General features: G+C 68.0%; 18 protein-coding genes. 5 read left to right on the forward strand and 13 right to left on the reverse strand.

Annotated elements, in window-relative coordinates; genetic code table 11:
- Nucleotides 1–244 precede the first annotated feature (244 nt).
- Nucleotides 245–1,891, forward strand: coding sequence for a glycosyltransferase family 39 protein (locus VGR67_15845; GenBank protein HEV8337885.1), 1,647 nt, complete (start codon nucleotides 245–247; stop codon nucleotides 1,889–1,891).
- Between the two features lie 91 nt (nucleotides 1,892–1,982).
- A complete protein-coding gene (locus VGR67_15850) occupies nucleotides 1,983–2,498 on the forward strand; it encodes a peroxiredoxin (GenBank protein ID HEV8337886.1) in 516 nt (171 codons plus the stop codon).
- Nucleotides 2,499–2,526: 28 nt separating this feature from the next.
- Here VGR67_15850 and dxs read toward each other — a convergent pair whose 3' ends face one another.
- Genes dxs through shc form a run of 6 tightly spaced genes read right to left on the reverse strand, consistent with a single transcriptional unit; the run spans nucleotide 2,527 to nucleotide 10,416 of the window.
- Entirely contained in the window at nucleotides 2,527–4,602 is a 2,076-nt protein-coding gene (dxs, locus tag VGR67_15855) for a 1-deoxy-D-xylulose-5-phosphate synthase (GenBank protein ID HEV8337887.1), read from the reverse strand.
- Nucleotides 4,599–5,639 carry a squalene/phytoene synthase family protein gene (locus VGR67_15860; GenBank protein HEV8337888.1) on the reverse strand — a complete coding sequence of 347 codons (1,041 nt, stop codon included), beginning with the start codon at nucleotides 5,637–5,639 and terminating at the stop codon, nucleotides 4,599–4,601. The genes dxs and VGR67_15860 overlap by 4 nt, the downstream gene beginning before the upstream one ends.
- Nucleotides 5,636–6,421 (reverse strand): hypothetical protein, encoded by a 786-nt coding sequence (locus VGR67_15865; protein ID HEV8337889.1) that lies wholly within the window; start codon nucleotides 6,419–6,421, stop codon nucleotides 5,636–5,638. The genes VGR67_15860 and VGR67_15865 overlap by 4 nt, the downstream gene beginning before the upstream one ends.
- Nucleotides 6,418–7,416: a hopanoid-associated sugar epimerase gene (gene hpnA / locus VGR67_15870; protein ID HEV8337890.1), complete on the reverse strand. Its 999-nt coding sequence runs from the start codon at nucleotides 7,414–7,416 to the stop codon at nucleotides 6,418–6,420. The genes VGR67_15865 and hpnA overlap by 4 nt, the downstream gene beginning before the upstream one ends.
- Before the next feature lie 7 nt (nucleotides 7,417–7,423).
- Nucleotides 7,424–8,425 carry an adenosyl-hopene transferase HpnH gene (hpnH, locus tag VGR67_15875; GenBank protein HEV8337891.1) on the reverse strand — a complete coding sequence of 334 codons (1,002 nt, stop codon included), beginning with the start codon at nucleotides 8,423–8,425 and terminating at the stop codon, nucleotides 7,424–7,426.
- Nucleotides 8,422–10,416: a squalene--hopene cyclase gene (gene shc / locus VGR67_15880; protein HEV8337892.1), complete on the reverse strand. Its 1,995-nt coding sequence runs from the start codon at nucleotides 10,414–10,416 to the stop codon at nucleotides 8,422–8,424. The genes hpnH and shc overlap by 4 nt, the downstream gene beginning before the upstream one ends.
- 368 nt (nucleotides 10,417–10,784) lie before the next feature.
- Here shc and VGR67_15885 point away from each other — a divergent pair, with 368 nt between their 5' ends.
- A complete protein-coding gene (locus VGR67_15885) occupies nucleotides 10,785–11,792 on the forward strand; it encodes a hypothetical protein (protein HEV8337893.1) in 1,008 nt (335 codons plus the stop codon).
- A gap of 57 nt (nucleotides 11,793–11,849) precedes the next feature.
- Nucleotides 11,850–12,488 (forward strand): TetR/AcrR family transcriptional regulator, encoded by a 639-nt coding sequence (locus VGR67_15890; protein ID HEV8337894.1) that lies wholly within the window; start codon nucleotides 11,850–11,852, stop codon nucleotides 12,486–12,488.
- Here the strand turns inward: VGR67_15890 and grxD are convergent.
- On the reverse strand, nucleotides 12,454–12,777 hold the full coding sequence (grxD, locus tag VGR67_15895; GenBank protein ID HEV8337895.1) for a Grx4 family monothiol glutaredoxin: 324 nt from the start codon (nucleotides 12,775–12,777) through the stop codon (nucleotides 12,454–12,456). The two genes, VGR67_15890 and grxD, sit on opposite strands and share 35 nt — an antisense overlap.
- Before the next feature lie 28 nt (nucleotides 12,778–12,805).
- Nucleotides 12,806–13,042: a BolA/IbaG family iron-sulfur metabolism protein gene (locus VGR67_15900; protein ID HEV8337896.1), complete on the reverse strand. Its 237-nt coding sequence runs from the start codon at nucleotides 13,040–13,042 to the stop codon at nucleotides 12,806–12,808.
- 106 nt (nucleotides 13,043–13,148) lie between these two features.
- On the opposite strand from VGR67_15900, the gene VGR67_15905 reads away from it, so the two are divergent.
- The gene (locus VGR67_15905) at nucleotides 13,149–13,346 is read left to right on the forward strand and encodes a zinc ribbon domain-containing protein (GenBank protein ID HEV8337897.1); all 198 of its coding nucleotides are present in this window, start codon (nucleotides 13,149–13,151) and stop codon (nucleotides 13,344–13,346) included.
- A 7-nt stretch (nucleotides 13,347–13,353) separates the two neighbouring features.
- On the opposite strand, the gene VGR67_15910 is transcribed toward VGR67_15905, so the two are convergent.
- From VGR67_15910 to VGR67_15930, 5 genes are all read right to left on the reverse strand, one after another.
- A complete protein-coding gene (locus VGR67_15910; protein HEV8337898.1) occupies nucleotides 13,354–14,607 on the reverse strand; it encodes a Glu/Leu/Phe/Val dehydrogenase in 1,254 nt (417 codons plus the stop codon).
- A gap of 732 nt (nucleotides 14,608–15,339) precedes the next feature.
- Nucleotides 15,340–16,017, reverse strand: coding sequence for a redox-sensing transcriptional repressor Rex (locus tag VGR67_15915; protein HEV8337899.1), 678 nt, complete (start codon nucleotides 16,015–16,017; stop codon nucleotides 15,340–15,342).
- Between the two features lie 258 nt (nucleotides 16,018–16,275).
- Nucleotides 16,276–16,734: a hypothetical protein gene (locus tag VGR67_15920; protein ID HEV8337900.1), complete on the reverse strand. Its 459-nt coding sequence runs from the start codon at nucleotides 16,732–16,734 to the stop codon at nucleotides 16,276–16,278.
- 91 nt (nucleotides 16,735–16,825) lie between these two features.
- Complete coding sequence (locus VGR67_15925; protein ID HEV8337901.1) at nucleotides 16,826–18,301, reverse strand: NADH-quinone oxidoreductase subunit N; 1,476 nt, start codon at nucleotides 18,299–18,301, stop codon at nucleotides 16,826–16,828.
- The coding region (locus tag VGR67_15930; GenBank protein HEV8337902.1) for an NADH-quinone oxidoreductase subunit L at nucleotides 18,298–18,792 on the reverse strand (495 nt) is incomplete at its 5' end. The genes VGR67_15925 and VGR67_15930, both read right to left, overlap by 4 nt.

Here is an 18,792-nt window from a genome sequence, read left to right on the forward strand (position 1 = left end):
TTTGAGACCCTCATCCTTGATGTGCACTCCGCGGCAGCTCAGCTCCTATCTCCAAATCGGGAGCGAGGGCGAGCATGAATGCTTCCTCGCAAGCCGGCCACGGGGAGATTTCGAAAACTATATCCTTCCGAAGGCTGCCCCCGCAAGGCGCGGAGAGAAGCCCGACAGGACGGGCCGGTTGTTGGGGAGAAGGTGCGGATGGTATTCTCCGCCGCCACTCGCGAACCGGCTCGAGGAGATCTCTTTGGCGCGCGCCTCACGGAGCGTTTCCTGGATCGGACTGCTGGCGCTGGCGGCATTGTGCGCGGGGCTGTTCGGCTACCGTCTCGGCGGGACCGGCTTCTGGACCGACGAGTCGATCTACGCCCAGACGGCGCGCGAGATGGCCGGCACCGGGGATTGGATCACGCCGCGCCTGTGCGGCAGCCCCTATCTGATCAAGCCCCCTCTCTATCACTGGCTCGCGGCGGTGTTCTTTCATTTCCTGGGAGAGAACGAGCTGGCGGGACGGCTGCCGCAGGTGATCGCCGGGCTCGCGGCGGTCCTGGCGGTCGCGTCGATCGCCGGGCGGGCCTTCGGAAGAGGCGCGGGGCTCCTGGCAGGCGCCGCCCTGGCCACCTCGCCCGGATTCGCGGTGGGCGCGCGGGTGGCGGGGATGGACGCTCTGCTCACTTCCGGCATCACCCTCTGCCTCGTCTTCTTCTTTCGCGGCTACCGGGAGCCGGCCCGGCGCGCCGCCTGGTTCCTGGCTTCCGGCTTCGGCGCGGGGATCGCGGCGCTGGCGAAAGGACCGTCGGGGGCGGCGATTCCGGCGCTGGTGATCCTGGTCTTCCTGATCAGGCAAAGGGAGATCAAGCTGGCGGGCTCGAATGCGGCGCTGCGCGGCGCCGCCATCTGCCTGGTGACCGCCGCCTTCTGGTACGTTCCGGTCTGGATTCAGAATGGCAGCCGGTTCGCGCGCGTCTTCTGGCTTAAGAACAACCTGGCGCGGCTGGGCGAGCCGGTGTCCGATCATGGCGGCCCTGTCACCTACTACCTGCCGGTCTTCCTCATCGCCTTCCTGCCGTGGAGCTTTCCGTTCGCGATCACCGCGGCGCGAGCCCTGACGCGGCTGGTCCGCCGGGCGCCCGAGGCGGCGCCCGATCCCCTGGCGGAGCTGGCGTGGTCGTGGTTCCTGGCCCCTTTCGTCTTCTACTCCCTGATCGCGACGAAGCTGCCCGGCTATCTGCTGCCCGTCTTCCCCGCCGCCGCGATCCTGGTGGCGCGCGAGTGGGATCGGTGGCGCGCGGAGCGCCGGGATCGATGGGGAAAGTCGTTCGCGGTCGCCGCCGCGCTGGGGGCGGCGTCGCTTCCGGGGGTCGCGCTGGCGGTGCCGTTCCTCCTACAGCATCGGTACGGCATTCCGCCGGGCCGGATCTGGCTCTATCCGGCGCTGAGCTTCGTCTTCGCGGTCGCGGCCGTCTTCTCGGCCCTCCTGCCGCGGGGCCGGCTGAGGGCCGCCTGGTGGGTGGCCGCCGCTGGCGCCTTCGTCCTGGGCTTCGTGCGCTTCGCCATCGTGCCCGCGGCGCCTTACGAGTCGATGCGGGAGATGACACGGCGCCTGTTGACGCTGCGCGACGCCGGCTACCCGGTGGCGCTGGTGGGAGAGCACCTCAAGGGAACGCTTTTCTACACCGACTGCTCGGTTCCCCATCCAAGGGAGATCAATGACCTGCCGCGGCCTCAGGCGCGAGGCGGGCCGGTCTTTTGCCTGGTGAAGGAGCGCTTCCGGCCCGATCTCGAGGGCTGGGCCTCCCGCGGCCGCTTCACGCTGCGCACCGTCGTGAGCCGCGGGCCGCTCTCGCTCGTGGAGATCTCCCGGGCATCCCCATCCGCCCCGCCGGATTCGTAGCGCTTGCCGGATGGGCGCGGCGGGAAGAGAATGACAGGCGTGGTGGCATGGGCCGGAACGGCATCGAGGAGGACCGACGATGAACAAGACGATGGGCCTGCTGTTCGCCGCGCTCGGATACGCGGCCGGCTCCGTGTTCAGCGGCAAAGGGCCGGAGGCAGGCGACCCCGCGCCTTCCTTTACCCTTCCCGGTTCCGATGGAAAGACCTATTCGCTTGCGGATTATCAAGGGAAGAAGGCCGTGGTGGTCGCCTGGTTTCCGAAAGCGTTCACCGGCGGCTGAACTTCCGAATGCGCGTCGCTCCGTGCGAGCGGCGGCAAGATCCGAGAGTTCGACGTCGCCTATTTCGCCGCGAGCACCGACGATCCCGAGACCAATCGGAGGTTCGCGGAATCGCTTCGTCTCGATTATCCCATCCTGAGCGACCCCGAGAAGAGCACGGCGCGCGCCTATGGCGCGCTGCGCGGAAGCGTCGCCGCGCGCTGGACCTTTTACATCGGCGCGGACGGCAAAGTCCTCTACGTCGACCGCGAAGTGAAGGCGGCACAGGCGGGGGACGACGTGGCGCGGCGGCTGGCGGAGCTGGGGATCGCCCGGGCGCGCTGACGAGAAACGAAAGGACAATCGGCGGGGATCAGGATCGGAAGAACCCGCCCAAACGCAGCGCCGATTTCTTCCTGGGCGCGGGCACCGTCACGGGCTCCGGAGGATCGCCCTTCTCCAGGGCGGCTGCCGGCGCCGCGGGATCGGGAGCCGCGGCGGCGGGTTGGACTGAGGATCCGGACGCCTCCGGCGGATCGGCCGCCACGAGCCGCCTCGCGGCTGTGACTTTTTCGAGAATCGCCCGCGCCTGCCGAACGAGCGCCGCCGTGTCGATTCCCGCCTCTTCCTGCTGCTCGCGTCGCGACCCGTGATAGATCCAGCGATCCGGAAGCCCCAGGCGAACCACGCCCTGGGTCGGCAGCCCCATTTCGTGGCACGCCTCCAGGACGCAGCTTCCGAACCCCCCCGCGACGTGATGGTCCTCCACCGTGAGGATCGGGATGCCGCTCTCGACGAGAGCGCGGAGCCGTTCGCGATCGACCGGCTTGGCGAACCGCGCGTCATAGACGGCGATCGAATGTCCCAGCTTCTCCAGCTCGGAGCGCGCCGCCAGCGCGGTGTTCGCCGGAAAGCCGTAGGCGAAGACGGCGAGGTCGCTCCCCTCGGCCAGAAGGTGGGCCTTCCCCAGCTCGAACGGCGGCACGGGGCCGGCGGCGGGCTCCGGGACCTTCTCCCGGGGGTAACGCACCGCCGAGGGGCCGGCGTCGTAGAGGCGCATGAACTCCAGCGCCGCCCGCAGGGTCGGCTCGTCGCGCGCCGCCAGAAGGACCATCCCCGGCAGGCCCCTCAGGAAGGCGACGTCGAGGAAGCCGTGGTGGACGGCGCCGTCCCCGCCGACGAGGCCGGCGCGGTCGAGACAGAAGCGCACCGGCAGCCCCTGCAGCGCCACCTCCTGGAAGACCTGGTCGAAGGCGCGCTGGAGGAAGGTCGAATAGATCGCGGCGAACGGGCGCAGGCCCGTCTTCGCCATCCCGGCGCACATGTCGACGGCGTGCGATTCGGCGATCCCGACGTCGAACGTCCGCGCGGGGAACCGCGGCATCACCTTGGCGAGGCCGGTGCCGTCGGCCATCCCCGCCGTGACGGCGATGACGCCCGGATCGCGCTCCATCAGATCGATCATCGCGTCGCCGAACGCGGCGGTGAAGGAGCGCCCGTCCTTGTGGATCTCGGCGCGGCAGCCGGTGACCTGGAAGGGCGAAGGGGAATGGAAGGTCACGGGATCGTCGGAGGAGAAGTCGAAACCCTTCCCCTTGATCGTCTTCACGTGCAGCAGCACGGGGCGCTCGATCTCGCGGACCTCGCGAAGCACCTCGACGAGCGGTCCCAGCTCGTGCCCGTCCATCGGCCCGATGCAGAGCATGCCGAAGTGATCGAAAAGGTGCGTGTGCTCCAGCGCCGCCTTCGTGACCTCACCCAGGCGGTGGTAGATCTCTTCGAGCTTCTGCGCGACCGGAACGTGCTTGAGGACTTCGCGGGCCCGATCCTTGAGATCGGTGAAGCGGGGGTTGACGCGAATCCGGTCGAAATAGCCCGCCAGCGCCCCTTGCGGCTTGCCGATCGACATGCCGTTGTCGTTCAGGACGACCAGAAACTGCCGCCTGAGCGTGCCGGCGTTGTTGAGCCCCTCCATGGAGACCCCGTTGACGATGGCGGCGTCGCCGACGAGGACCACGACCTTGCGGTGCGCTTCGCCGCGGTGCAGGTCGCCCCGGGCCATGCCGATGCCCGTCGAGACGCCCGTGCCGGCGTGGCCCACGCTGAAGAGATCGTAGGGACTCTCCAGCGGCTCGGGAAAGCCCGACATCCCTCCCTTCTGGCGGAGCCGGCCGAGGAGAGGAAGCCGGCCGGTGAGCAGCTTGTGGGTGTAACACTGGTGCCCGACGTCGAAGAGGAGGCGGTCGGTCCCGAAGTCGAAGACGTAATGCAGCGCGAGGGTCAGCTCGACGACCCCCAGGTTCGGCGCGAGGTGCCCGCCGCCGCGGGCGACCTGCTCGCAGATCGCCTGGCGGATCTCGCGCGCCAACTCCTCCAGCTCCGGAAGCGTCAGCCCCTTCAGCCGCGCGGGGGTCAATCCCTCGTCGAGAAACCGGTTCTCTTTCATCATCCCCCTCCCGGACGGCGCGGGGATCCGCCCGCCGTTTCGAGCAGCTTCCCGACCGTTTTCCGATCCACCGCCTCATGGAGCGCGGCGACGATCTCCGACACTTCGGCGCGCGTGATCTTGGCGCCCGGGCCGTCCCGCTCCACGCGGCCGAGCGAGGAGAAGGCGAGAAGCGCCGGCAGCGCCGTGAAAGCGACGATTCCCGAATCGGCCCCGAAGCGCTCGAGGCGGGCGCAATAGTCCGACGCGACGGCGAGATCCCGGCGGGCCAGGGCGAACACGTCCGCCGGATCGACCTCCTCGGGGAGGTAGCACCGACCTTCGCGCGCGTCGGCGGCGCGGTCCTTCAGGATGTTGACGAGCTGGAGCGCCTCGCCGAAGAGAGGCGCCTCGTCGCGCATCACCGAGGCGATCGGCCCGAGCGCCGGATCGAGCAGGAACAGCTCCGTGAGCATCTCTCCCACGATGCCGGCGACGGCGTAGCAGTAGGCCCGCAGGTCGCCCAAGTCCTTCAGGCGCAGGACGCCGTCGCGCTCCCGCTCGACGAACGACGCCATGGCGCGGCAGGTCTTCGCCGTGTGGCTCGAAACGAGGCGCCAGGCCTCCGGAGCGAGCGATTCCGCGGCGCGCATCACGGACGGGAATTCACCCAGGAGCTCGCGGTACCCCGGATGATCGAGCGGCGGGTCCTCGGCCCACTTCCGCCACGGTGCCGCGATCGACCCGGAGGGGGCCTCGAGAAAGCGCCGGAGCGCTTCCAGCTCCTGGAGCTTGCCGTCGCGCGGCCAGCGCGTCGAATCCTCGATGCTGTCGGCGACCCGGAAAAGAAGGTAGGCGATCGTCACCTCGCGGCGGGTCGGCTCGCGCAGCAGGGGGATCGTCAGGGCGAAGGTGCGGCTGCTCGCCTGGAGGAGGCGGTCGAGCAGCGTTTCGGTCGCCACGCGCGGCGCGCCACCGCCGCGGTGCGGCGCGGGCATCGGCTCCGGGGGCAGCCGGCGGTCTCCCGCGCCGGGGACGATCCCGCGTCCGGCGCGGCTCAAGAGGCGTCCCCGGCGAGGAACGCGCCGGCGGCGCGGGCCAGGCTCTCGGAGCAGAGGGCGACGCGGGTTCGAAGATGCCAAAGCGAGGGGACGAGCCAGGGGCGCGCCAGCGCGGCGAGCGCCACGCGCCGGCCGTCGACCGAGCCTTCGGAGTCGCGCAGGGCGTTGAAATCGAGCGGCAGGGACTCTTCCGCCGGATCGGAGATCGCCCGCAAGGCGACGTAGGGAAGGCCGCGCTCCGCGGCGGCGCGCGCGAAGGCCGCCGTCTCGAGGTCCGTGGCGGCGGCTTCGGTCCCCCAGGGGAGGCGCGCGTAGGCCTCCGACTTTTCCCGGGCGGCGCAGAGGATCGAGCGCGTGCAGACGAAAATCGCGGGAGTGGCGCCCGTTCGACGCAGGAGCCGGCGGGTGTGCAAAGGGTCCGGCGGGGGGACCCCTCCCGTCTCGTCGATCACTTCGCGGGCCGCGACGATCTTCCCGGCCTCGAGATGAGGCGAAAGCCCCCCCGCCACCCCGAGAATCACCAGGCATTGCGCCTCGAAACGATCCAGCACGTCGCGGGCCCCGCTCTCCGCGCGCCGGGCCCCGTCTCCCGTGCTCGCCAGAACCGCCGGGATTCCGCCGAGACTCCCTTCCTCCGCCTGGATGCTGCCGTCTTTCCAGCGCCGTTCGGCCCTCAAGGCCGGCCGCAAGGCGCGGATCTCGCGCTCCAGGGCCGCCACGATCGCCACCTTCGTGAAGATCGCGGCCTCCGCCGCCGCCGGCGCGACAAGCCCCCGATTCACGCGGCGCGCCCCGTGACGTAACCGCTGTCGCGGAACCAGGCGACCGCGCGGCCGAGCGCCTCCTCCACCGGCGTCTGCGGGAGGCCCAGCTCGCGCACCGCCTTGCCGGAGTCGAAGAACATCATCTTCCGGGCGAGCCGCACCGCGTCGAGCTCGTAACGCGGCCTGCCGCCGCGGAGGCGGGCGAATCCAGTGTCCATCGCGGCGACGGCGAGGGGAAGCCAGTGGGGAACCCGGATCCGCGGCGCGGGCCGGCCGGCGATCGGCGCCAGCGCCTCCAGGATCTCCTTGAGCGACATGTTGCGGTGCCCCAGGATGTACTTCTCCCCGGGGCGCCCCCGCTCCATCGCCAGGATGTGGCCCGCCGCCACGTCGCGGACGTCGACCAGGTTCAGTCCCGTCTCGACGTAGGCCGGGATGCGGCCCTTCAGGAAGTCGAGGATCATCTTGCCGGTGGCCGTCGGCTTGATGTCCCTCTCACCCACCGGCGCAGAAGGGTTGACGATGACGACCGGCAGCCCGCGGATAGCCCATTCCTCCGCGACGCGCTCCGCCAGAAATTTGCTGCGCTTGTAGTGCCCCACCATCTGGCCGAGGCGCCCCGCGGTCCTCTCGTCGGCCGGCTCCCCGGCGGGGTGGAGGCCGAGGGCTCCCACGGTGCTGGTGTAGACGACGCGCTGCGCGCCGGACTCGGCGGCGGCGCGCAGGACGTTCCGCGTCCCCTCGACGTTGGCGCGGTACATGGCGGCGGGGTCTTCCACGTAGAGCCGGTAATCGGCCGCGCAGTGATAGACCGCCTCGGCCCCTTCCACCGCCCGGCGAATCGCTTCGAAATCGGTGAGGTCTCCGACGACGACTTCCACGCTCGCACCTTCGAGCAGGCGGCGGCTGGCGGGACGCGCGAGGCAGCGCACCTGGTCTCCCCGGGCGAGGAGCGCCTCCAGCAGGTGCCATCCCACGAATCCGGTCGCCCCGGTGAGGAAGACCCGCATCATCTCGTCCTTATCCGAGGAGGTTCCACGCCGCCATGCGGACGAGGTCGCGGGGACTCTGGCGGATCTCCCGGACCGCCGAGGCCTCGAAGCCCGAGTGCATGGCGCAGTTCTGGCAGCGCTCGTCGCGGCGCGACTCCCAGTACTGCCAGTCGGTCTGCTCCCAGAACTCTTTCCAGGAGTGGGTGTACTTCAGCCCGATCAGGTAACACGGCCCCTTCCACCCGCGGGGGGTGTAGGTCACCGTGCTCCACGGGGAGCAGGGAAGCTCGCGAAGCCCCGCGGCGAACTCCAGGAACATGGGGGTGGAGGTGAGGCGGTAGCGCCGGGAAAACCGGAGGATCTTCCGGAACTTCGTATGAATCTCGTCGCGGGTGAGGAAGATGTCCCGATTGACCGACTCGTAATGATACCCGGGCGCGACGAGCATCCCGTCGACTCCGAGGCTCTTCGCCAGCTCGCACAGCGCCTTGACCTCGCCGACGTCGGTCTCCTTGAAGACCGTGGTGTTGGTCATGACGTGGTAGCCGAGGCGCTTCGCTTCGCGGATCATCGCAACCGCCTTGTCGAAGGTCCCCTTTTTGTCGCAGACCCGATCGTGGGTTTGACGCATCCCGTCGAGATGGATGTTCAGCGTGAGGCGCCGGTGGGGCGGGATCACGCCGAAGACCTTGGAGTCGAGGAGAAGGGCGTTCGTGCACAGATAGATGTGGCGGTGCCGCCGGATGATCTCCATCACCAGCTCCGGCAGCTCCGGGTAGAGGGTCGGCTCGCCGCCGCAGATCGACACGCCGGGGGCCCCCGAGTCCTCCACCGCCCGCAGGCACTGCGCCGGCGTCAGCCGGTCCGCCAGCTTGCCCGTGTGGCGCTCCGGCGTGCAGCCCAGGCAGGCCAGGTTGCAGGTGTACAGCGGCTCGAGCATCAGGACGAAGGGATAGCGGCGGCGGCCACGGAGCGCCTGCTTCGCCTGATGCTTGATCATGTCGGTGGTGATGTGGACCGGAAATCTCACAGCACGACTCCTTCGGCCGGTGCGGCCGGGACGGCGGTTTGTTCCAGCGGCGCCCAGTCTCCGCGCCAGGCGGGCGGCTGCTTTGCGGCGTACACCCCGAGGGCGAGAAGCGGGAAGTAGAGCGGATAAAGATGATACCGGAGATAGAAGACGCCCGGGAACCCGGTTCCCGTCCATTCCTCCTCGGGCCACGACCCGTCCGGGGCCTGGCGTGCGAGGAGGAACTCGACGCCGCGGCGCACCGACTCGTCCTCGCGATGGCCGGCGGCGAGCAGGCCCAGGACGGCCCAGGCCGTCTGGGAGGGCGTGCTCGGGCCCTTCCCCTTCAGCGAGGGATCGTCATAGGAGGCGAGGGACTCTCCCCAGCCCCCGTCCGGGTTCTGGCAGCGGAGCAGCCACTCCGCCCCGCGCCGCACCGCCCGATCCGAGGGATCGACGCCGATTTTCCACAATGCCCAGAGCGCCAGATAGGTCCCGTAAAGATAATTGCATCCCCAGCGCCCGTACCAGGCGCCTTCCGCCTCCTGCGTCCGGCGGAGGAACCGGATGGCGCGCCGCGCGGGCGGATAGTCCGCGGTGAACCCGAGCTCGGAGAGGGATTCGAGGCCGCGGGCGGTGAGATCGGCGGTGCTGGGATCGATCATGGCATTGTGATCGGCGAACGGAACCTTGGTCAGGATCTCCTTGTCGCAGGCCCGATCGAAGGCCGCCCACCCGCCGTCGTCATTCTGCATCCCCAGGTGCCATTCGTGACTCTCGAAGATCGCCCGCTGGCAGCGCAAGGCGTCGTCCGGAGGAAGGGTGACCTTGCAGAGGGTGGTGAGCACCTGGGAGGTGGTGTCGCAGTCGGGATAGAACGGGTTGGCGTATTCGAAGTACCACCCCGCCTTGACCGGTCCGGGCCGCTTCAGCCGCCAATCGCCCATTTCGCTGCCGCGCCGGCCGAGAAGCCAGCGCGCCGCGCAGGTCACGGCGGGATGATCGCCCGGGACGCCCGACTCGACCAGAGCGTTGACGGCCAGCGCCGTGTCCCACACGGGAGACAGGCAGGGCTGGACGCGCAGGGTGTCCCCCTCCTCGATCTCCAGCTTCTCCAGCTCGCGCGCCTGCAGGAGAATCGTCGGGTGGTCGGGGGCGTATCCTTGCGCGCGCAACGCGAAAATGGTGTTCACGATGGGCGGAAAGATGGCGCCGAGGCCGTCGCTGTCCTGGAGGCGCTCCAGCGTCCAACGCTCCGCTTTTTCCAGGGCGAAGGAGCGCAGCATCCCGAGAGGCAGCCATTCCGTGCGCTTCACCAGCGCGTCGACGGCGTAGAAGAACGAGCCCCACGCCGTGCGCTTCGGAGGGCGGTACTGGTCGGACCGAAGCTCCGCGATCGCCGCGGCCGCGGGGACGGCGCAGCTCGGCTTGCGGGCGCTGATGATGCTGAGCGGCACGAGGATCGCCCGCGACCACGAGGACATCTCGTAGATGTTCAGGTAGAACCGGCGCGGGAGGAGGACCAGCTCCGGGGGGACCGAGGGGCATTTCGCCCAGGGGTATTGCCCGAAGATCGCCAGATAGATCTTCGTGAAGGAGTTGCAGGCGTCGATGCCACCGAGCCTGAGGATGACCCGGCGGGCGCGCTGCATGTGCCCGGCTTCGGGATCGTCTCCGAGCAGCTTCAGGACGAAATAGGCTTTGGTGGAGGCGCTGACGTCCGGCGGGCCTCCCGGATAGATGGCCCAGCCTCCCTCCTCGAGCTGCTTCCGCCGGAGGTAGTTGCCGACCTTCCCGATCTTCTCGCCGCCGCAGCGGCCGAGGAACCACATCGCCAGGACGTATTCCGACTCGAGGATCGTGTCCCCTTCCAGCTCCCCCCGCCAGTGGCCATCGGACGCTTGCAGCGCCAGGAGGTGCCCCTGCGCGCGCTCGAGCGCCTCGCGCAGGCGGAGGGCCGATTCGGCGGAGCTTTGGGGGACGGAAGGGGCGAAGGCGGAACCGTGGGACACCCTGGATAATCCTCCCTCTCCACTTTGGCTGCAACTGCCCGCGGGGTCAAGCAAATACACTACCACCGTTTACGGCGTTAACGAAACTCCAGCCGTCTCCGGGCGGGGTGGTCCAGGAGACGTGCCACTGCCGGTTTGCCGGTAGCGGGGACGAGGTTTCCGGCCGGGCCCTGCCTCGCGGCCGGCCCTCGAACTGACCCGTGCCCGTCTCCCGGCGGCTCTCCGCACCTGCGCCGCGCCGCTCTTTTTTGCTTTCCCCACCGCCCGCAAGCCGCCGGGGCCGCGGGCCGCGCCGCCTTGACCTCAGTGCAAGGCAGTGCTAGGTTTTGCTCAATCCGGTCCCAATCCGTCCGAAAGGAGACTCGACCATGAGCCGCCCACATCGAGTTGGAACCTCGTCCTTTCATTTCCTGCGCCTCGGACGCGCGCTCGCGGTCGGGGTCGTCCTGGCGGCGGGGATCCTGTCGTCCTCCGCCCAGACTTCCGAGAACGCTTTCCGGATTTATCGCCTCGGCAAGACGGCCACGTTTCAACGAGGCTGCTTCGCGCCTTGCCTGTGCCCCGTCATGGAGACCGGCGGGGTCGAGGGGACCTTCGTTCTTACTCCGACCGGCGCAGCGGGCTCGTTCCGGACCTACTCGGTCACCGAGGTCAACTGGTCCGTCACCCTCCCCTCGGGGCCGATCCGAGTGACCGGCGGCGGCAGCTACCAGATCGGCGGCTACCCCGTTCAGGAACAGCTCTCGCTGGATCTGAAGGGGGGGGACGACCCGGTCCAGCATTTCGACAGCGGCCTGGTCGCGGGCGGGGGCGACTTCCCCCGGATCGCCGTGACGATCTCCATTCATGGCCAGTACTGCTTCGACACGGCGTTCGGCGTCGACGCCTCGCCGGTGCCCACCGATGAAGTCCACTCCTACAAGCTGCTGCCCCAGAGCACCTACCAGCGAAGCTGCGGCGGGCCCTGCGCCTGCGCCCCGGGGCCGGTCCTGCCGATCCGCGGCAGCTTCTCGCTCGTCGACCTCGATCCGACGCCGCTTTTCAACCAATTCGTCGTGACGATGGTGAAATGGCAGGTGGCTCCCGATCCTTCCTCCACTTCGGCTTCGGGCCTGCCTGTGAGCGGCGACGGCTTTTACCGCGTGGGCGGCGAATTCGCGGTGCAACAACAGATGAGCCTGGATCTGAAGGTCGGAACGGAGCCTTCCGCCTTGTATGACAGCGGCCTGGTGCCAGGCGGCGGCGCCTTCCCGAGGATCGACGTCAAGATTGAGAACGGAGCGGGAAGCTGCGTGACGACGGTGATCGACTTGCATGCCAAGCCGGCGCTCTCGGGAAGAATGGCTTCCCCGTCGCTCGAAAACTCCTCCTTCTAGGACTCGAGAGCGAGGCGCTCGGCGCATCCCCCTTCCTCTCGTCGCGCCAAAGGAACGATGAACGAGGTCAAGGCCCGGATTTCGCAGGCGGCGCAGGAGCTTTTCCTCAGCGAAGGGGTCGACGGCGTGTCGATGCGGAAGATCGCCGACCGCGTCGGGGTCACCGCCACGGCGCTCTACCGCCATTTCCGCGACAAGGAGGAGATCTTCGGCGAGATCATGAACGCCGGCCTGACGATCCTGTCGGAGTATCTGAGTCCGGCGCTGAAGGGCGAGGACCCCTACCGCCGGCTGACGGGCTTGATCGACGCCTATCTGCGCTTCGCCCTGGAGCAGCCGCGGTATTTCGACCTGGCCTTCCTCGTCCCGGGAGCCATGGCCGGGATCTCCGAGGAGCTGGAGCGGCGCAATCGCGCCACCTTCAAGCTCGCGGTGGAGCAAGTCGCGCGATGCATGGAAGCGGGAATCTTCCGGCGGAGCGATCCGATCGGGACGGCGATCTATCTTTGGTCCACGGCGCACGGCCTGGTCATGCTTCAGAGGACGAACCGGCTCGGAGGCGACGCGGCGCAGTTTCGCAAGCTCTACCGCTCGGTGATCGGACGCGCGCTCGACGGGCTCCGGGAGAGTCCCCGTGCGAAGGCGCGGGGACCGGCGGCGATCAGGGCTGCGAAGCGGCGTCGAGAAGGGGCTTGAGCTCCCCCTTGGCGTCCATCTCGCGCACGATGTCGCACCCGCCGATGAGCTTGCCGTCGACGAACACCTGGGGGATCGTGGGCCAGCTCGAATAGGCCGACAGGACTTGGCGGTACCGCGGATCCGGAAGGATGTCCACGGCGGCGAAGGGGACGCGGTGCTTCCGGAGGATGTCCACCACGCCAGCCGAGAAGCCGCAGCGGGGCATGTCGGGCGTTCCCTTCATGAAAACGGCGACCTTGTTCTCTCGGATGACCTTCTGAATTTCGTCGAGAATCGGATCGGGCATCTCATCCTCCGCGAATCGCGCCCGGGCCTCACGGCTCCGGAGCGCTGGTTTTCAGGGATAGGGCGTGGATCTCGTTGGTGGCCATGAGATCCCGCAGCGGAGCGTAAACCATCTGGTGCTGCTCGACCAGGGTCTTCCCGCGGAACTGCTCGGCCACGACGATCGCTAGGAAGTGATCCCCGGTCCCGGTCGTGTCCCGAACCTCGATCCGGGCGCCCGGAAGCGCGCCGGCGATGAGCGTCTCGACTTCCGCGGGCGTCGGCATCGGAAGATCCTCTCCGGTATCGATAAGGACGGCCACTCCCCGCGCCGCCGAGTGTAAAATGCCCGCGGCGCCCCTCTTATTCCGGGGACGCCGCGGGAGAAACGAAATGTCCGAAGACACTCAGCGCTGGTCCGTCTGTCCCATCGAAGACTGCGAGTACGCTCAGGAATACGATCCCGACGCCGCCGCCTTCTGTCCCGACTGCGGGATGGAGCTGATCTCCGAGTGCCCTTCCTGCAAGAAGCCGGTCATGTCGGCGGATCAGATTTCCTGCAGCGATTGCGGGACGGGCTTCAAGGAATAGCTCCCCGTTACGGGTAGATGCCCCGGACCCGGGTCGCCTCCGCCACCCGGCCCACGGCGAGGATGTAGGCGGCGGTCCTCATGTGGACGCCGTACCGCTCCGCCACCGAGTGGACCTCCTTGAAGGCCTGCGTCATCTTCCGCTCGAGGTGGCGGTTGACCTCGTTCTCGTCCCAGAAGAACGAATAGAGGCCCTGGACCCACTCGAAGTAGGAGACGGTGACGCCCCCGGCGTTCGCCAGGATGTCGGGGATCAGGAACACGCCGTTCTTGAAGAGGATCTCGTCGGCGCCCGGCGTCGTCGGCCCGTTGGCCGCCTCGGCCAGGATTTTCGTCTTGATCTTGGACGCGTTCTGGAGCGTGATCTGGTTCTCGAGGGCCGCCGGGACGAGCACGTCGCACTCGGTCTCGAGCACCTGGGCGTTGGTGATGTTGTCCGCCTCCGGATAGCTCGTGACGGATCCCGTCTTTTCCTTGTGAGCGAGAGCCTTCGTCGGGTCGATGCCGGAGGTGTTGCGGATTCCGCCCCGGGAGTCGGACATCGCGACGATTTTGGCTCCGTCCTCGTGCAGGAGCCGCGCCACGATGCTTCCGGCGTTACCCGCCCCCTGGACCGCCACGCGCGATCCCTTGAGGTTCAATTTCAGGATCTTGCAGGCCTCGCGAATCGTGAACTGGCAGCCGCGGGCGGTCGCCTCGTTGCGGCCTTCGGATCCCCCGACCGAAAGGGGCTTGCCGGTGACGACGCCGAGGCAGGAGTACCCCTTCGTCATGCTGTAAGTGTCCATGATCCAGGCCATCGTCTGCGGAGTCGTATAAACGTCGGGCGCCGGAATGTCCTGTTCCGGGCCGATGATGACGCTGATTTCGGAGGTGTACCGGCGGGTCATTCTCTCCAGCTCGCCGAGGGACATCTCCTTGGGATTGCAGACGACCCCTCCTTTGCCGCCGCCGAAGGGAATATTCACGGTGGCGCACTTCCAGGTCATCCAGGAGGCCAGCGCCTTGACCTCGTCGAGGCTGACGTCGGGATGGTAACGGATGCCGCCTTTCGCGGGACCCCGGGCGATGTTGTGCTGGACCCGGTGCCCTTCGAAGACTCGCAGGGTGCCGTCGTCCATTTTCGTCGGAATGGCAACCGTCAGCTGGCGCTTCGGAGTCTTGAGCACCATGCGCAGGCCCGCATCGAGGTTGAGGTGATCGGCGGCGGTGTCGAACTGCTTCTGGGCGATTTCGAACGCATTCAGAGTTTCACTGGCCATCGTGAGCTCCTGTGCTCCTGATCGGAGATCGCCGGAACGAAAGTCGACCCCGGGGCCGGCAATCGGCGACCGCGGATCTCCTTCAGTGCGGCATGAAGGGAGCCGATTATATACCGATTGGCTTGTGCAACGCACCCGCGGGACGGGGCGGAGCCGGCCCCGATGCGAGCCGGCGGCGTTGATCCTCGCGACGGGATGACGAGAGGCTTGCTGCAGGTTTGGACCGCGCTCCCCCCCAGCTGCCGGGCGAGGAGGCGCGGTCCGGCGATCCGGGTCCTTACCTTACAGAATCTCGCACACGTAACAGTTGGGACCGGTCCTGACGCAGGCGCCCCCCCTCGCGGCACATTTCGCGGGGTTGCAGACGGTACCGCACGAAGAGGGAGCGGCCGACGCCGTGTTCAGCGAGATCATGTAACCACCAGCAGCTACGAATACCGCCAAGAGCAGCAATCCGAACAGCCTTTTCACGCGACTCTCCTCCAGGATGGGCTGCAAGAGTCGGCTTCGAACCCCTCGAAGCCGATTCAGAAGCCGTCGAAGCAGGACCAACGGACAAATTTCACCGAAGCCGGGGGTTTTCCGGCGCGCGCCCGTTTTTTCATTCGGGCGCCGGGTCCTGTCTGCCGGTCCCCCCGCAGCCTGGCGATCGTCCGGAGAACGGGAGCCCCGAAGAGTCGGTTCCGGAAGGCGTCGAATGACTGCTGGAGGGGCCGGAAGGGGGCGCTTCTTTTAACCCTGGGCCCGCCGGCGGGTGGGGGCGCGATGGGACGAGGCGAGACGGAAGGCGAGGCTTTCCAGCTGAATTTTCAGATCGACGTTGCGGAGGCTGGTCGCGGGGGGCACGCGGACCTGGGCGGGGGCGAAGTTGAGGATGGCGGGGATTCCGGCGCCCGCCACGGCGTCCGCCGCCGACTGGGCCGCGGGGGCGGGGACCGCGAGGACCGCGATTTGCACCCCTTCGCGCTGCGCGACCTCGCGAATCTGCGAGACCGGCAGGATGGGAGCCCCGTTCCGGCAGGCTCCTCCGATCTTGTCCGGCGCCGTGTCGAAGAGGGCGACGATCCGAAAGCCCTCGCGGTTGAATCCGGCGTAGTCGCCGAGGGCCATGCCCAGGTTTCCCGCCCCCACGATGACGACCTTCAAGTCACGGTCGAGGCCGAGAATCCGGGTGAGCCGGCCTTTCAGCTCCTGGACGGAATAACCGACGCCGCGCACCCCGAATCCGCCGAAATTCGCCAGGTCCTTGCGAATCTGCGCCGAGCTGAGCCGGAACTGATCGGCGAGGGTTTGGGAGGAGATCGTGACCACCTTCTGGCGCTGCAGCTCCTCCAGGCAGCGCAGGTAGAGCGACAGACGCTGCGTGACGAGATCGGAAACTTCCGCCCCGCGCTCTCGTTTGCGCCTCATCGAGGAGACCCTTCCTCCTGCCGAATACAGTCACCGAACCGTCCGGTGTCGCGTCTCCGAGACTCCGTTACGCTGGGCCGGTCGACCCGCGGCGAGTTCCAGCCGCCGGGTCCGAACCTCCCCGAATGCGGCCGTCCATCCCGGCCAGTCGCGTCGCGCCTCGCTGGCGTGCCGCGCTGGGCGCGCGGCGCTTCGGTGCGCCTTGCCATCCGGGCGTCTCGATCGCCGCGAGGGGAACCTGATTGCCCGGCCGCAACACTAGGGCTTCTTTTCGGGGACGGAGACCTGGAATCGCGCCTTGGCCGCGGAAGTGACGGCCAGCTTGTGGATGACGCTCTTGGCGCTGAACTCGCACGAATCGACGCGGTCGCCCGGCTTCAGACTCTCGAGCGTGGCCGGCTGCCCGTCGAGCGTCAGGGCGCTCTGAGGAGTCGCGAACACCTGATACTCGTTGACGTGGGTCTTGATGAGAATCATGTGACGATCGGGGAAGAGCCGGACCACCGTCCCTTCGATCGTCCTCCACTCGGGGTGTTCGGCGGCCTTCGCCTTCCCTTCGGAAGTTGTCGAGCCCTCGGCCGGCTTGGCCGCTTCGGTGGGTTTCTTTTGCATCTTGGTCTTGGCTCCCGTCTCCTCGTCGGGCCGAGCCGTGAGCGGCGACAGGAAGAGGGCCAGAAGAACGGAGAGGATCCGGACGGACGGGCGGGCGGTTTTCATCGATACCTCCGAAATGGCGCTAGAATACAGGCATTCTAACATCCCCGGCTCGACAAGCCTCAGCCGGTGCGCCCGTCCCGGTCCGCTTGCCCTAGAGAAGAGAACGGGACAGATCCAGGAGCCATCCGGGGAACAGCCCCAGGAAAAGGGTCGCGGCCGCCGCGAAAGCCAGGGAAATCCCCTCGGGGGAGGTGGGCCCGGGAGGTATCCCGGCGGCGGACGGCTCCTTCATGTGCATGTGGACGACGACTCGCAGGTAATAGAAGGCTCCCACGACCGAGTTGAGGACCCCCAGGACCGCGAGGAAATAGAACCGGCCGTCGATGGCGACGCGGAACAGGAAGAACTTCCCGAGGAAGCCGGCCATCGGCGGGATCCCCGTCAGCGACAGCATGAACATCGTCATCACCGCCGCCAGGAAGGGGCGCCGGCGGGCGAGGCCCGAATAATTTTCGAAGGAGTACCCTTCCTCGGCGCCGCCGGAAGTCCGCCCGATGACCGACGCCACGGCGAAGGCGCCGAGGTTCATGAAGATGTACCCCGCCAGGTAATAGACGATGGCCGAAAGGGCCGCCTGGCGGCTCTCCACCGCCGAGGTCACGACCACGCCGACGAGGAGGTAGCCGGCGTGCGCGATCGAGGAGTAGCCGAGCATCCGCTTGACGTTCGTCTGGGCGAGCGCCACCACGTTGCCGACGATCATGGTGCACGCGGCCATCAGGGATAGGGCGGCGATCCACCCCGCCTCGACGCTCGGGCCGCGGAAGGCGACCCCGAAGAGACGCAGGATCGTCGCCAGGGCCGCCGCCTTCGTCCCGGCCGCCATGAATCCCGCCACCGGAGTCGGGGATCCCTGATAGACGTCCGGGATCCAGAAATGGAACGGCGCGGCCCCCAGCTTGAAGGCGAGCCCCACCAGCAGCAGTCCCATGCCCGCCATGGCGCGCGGATCGATGGCCGACTCCGCCGGAAGCGCAAAGGCTCGCGCGATCCCCCGCAGCTCGATGCTCCGGGTGACGCCGAAGAGGAGCGCGGCCCCGTAGAGGATGAAGGCGGTGGCGAAGGCCCCGAGCAGAAAGTACTTCATCGAGGCCTCGACCGATTTTTCGACGTCCCGGGTGAAGCCGGCCAGGATGTACAGGCTGATCGAGAGGATCTCGAGGCCCAGGAAGATCGTCAGGAGGTTCTCGCTGCTGGCCATCAGGATCATCCCGATCGCCGCCGTGAGGATCAGGACGTAATACTCCCCCTTCCCCTTCCCTTCCTGCTCCACCAGGGGGATCGACGTCAGCACGGTCAGGCCGGCGGTGGCGAGGAAGAGCAGGGTGAAAAGGAGGGAAAACCGATCCACCAGCAGCGCGCCCGAGAACAGAGAGGCGGCGGCGCCGTCGCGCAGGAGGCGGAACGCGCTGACGCCGGCGAGCAGGATTCCCATGAAGGTGAGGTATCCCGTTGCCTTGTCCAGCCGGCGGAACAGGGTGACGAGCAGCAGCGCGAGGACCGCCCAGGCGGCCAGGATCGTCAGCGGCGCGAGGCGCGCCAGGCTCTCGGGCACCGACTCGATCATAGAAGGTACCAGAGGAGCGCGACCGCCCCGAGAAAGAGGGCGAGCGCGTAGTTGCGGACGTGGCCGGTCTGGAACAGCTTGAGGATCTGGGCGCCGACCTCCAGGAAAGCGCCGGCGCCGTTGACCACGCCGTCCACCACCCGGCGATCGAACTCCCCCAGAAAATCGCAGAGCCGCCCGTAGGGCCGCACGACGGCGGCGTGATAGAGCTCGTCGACGTAGTACTTGTTTTCCAGCAGCCGGGCGAGCACCGGGAAGCGCCCGGCGAGGCGCGCCGCAATCTCCGGACGCTGCACGTAGAAGCGATAGGCGAAGAAGATCCCCGCCGCCACGCCCGCCAGCACCAGCGTCATCAGTCCGTACTCCAGCCCCGCCGCCTCCCCCGCCGCCTCGTGGGCCGGGGAAGAAGCCTCGCCGAACACCGGCGCGAGGTAATGCTCGAACCCGTTGAGATCCACCCCGAAGCTCAGGCTCTTCGGGATCCCCACCCA

It is taken from the genome of Candidatus Polarisedimenticolia bacterium, from assembly GCA_036004685.1.
In the GTDB taxonomy this organism is placed as follows: Bacteria; Acidobacteriota; Polarisedimenticolia; order Gp22-AA2; family AA152; genus DASYRE01.

Bases quoted from the DNA above. Each gene is read 5' to 3' on its own strand.
- VGR67_15915 (HEV8337899.1), bottom strand. From the start codon at position 16,017: ATGAGGCGCAAACGAGAGCGCGGGGCGGAAGTTTCCGATCTCGTCACG.
- VGR67_15900 (HEV8337896.1), bottom strand. From the start codon at position 13,042: ATGCCGACGCCCGCGGAAGTCGAGACGCTCATCGCCGGCGCGCTTCCG.
- grxD (HEV8337895.1), bottom strand. From the start codon at position 12,777: ATGCCCGATCCGATTCTCGACGAAATTCAGAAGGTCATCCGAGAGAAC.
- VGR67_15890 (HEV8337894.1), top strand. From the start codon at position 11,850: ATGAACGAGGTCAAGGCCCGGATTTCGCAGGCGGCGCAGGAGCTTTTC.
- hpnA (HEV8337890.1), bottom strand. From the start codon at position 7,416: ATGATGCGGGTCTTCCTCACCGGGGCGACCGGATTCGTGGGATGGCAC.
- VGR67_15920 (HEV8337900.1), bottom strand. From the start codon at position 16,734: ATGAAAACCGCCCGCCCGTCCGTCCGGATCCTCTCCGTTCTTCTGGCC.
- dxs (HEV8337887.1), bottom strand. From the start codon at position 4,602: ATGATGAAAGAGAACCGGTTTCTCGACGAGGGATTGACCCCCGCGCGG.
- VGR67_15925 (HEV8337901.1), bottom strand. From the start codon at position 18,301: ATGATCGAGTCGGTGCCCGAGAGCCTGGCGCGCCTCGCGCCGCTGACG.
- VGR67_15905 (HEV8337897.1), top strand. From the start codon at position 13,149: ATGTCCGAAGACACTCAGCGCTGGTCCGTCTGTCCCATCGAAGACTGC.
- VGR67_15885 (HEV8337893.1), top strand. From the start codon at position 10,785: ATGAGCCGCCCACATCGAGTTGGAACCTCGTCCTTTCATTTCCTGCGC.
- VGR67_15910 (HEV8337898.1), bottom strand. From the start codon at position 14,607: ATGGCCAGTGAAACTCTGAATGCGTTCGAAATCGCCCAGAAGCAGTTC.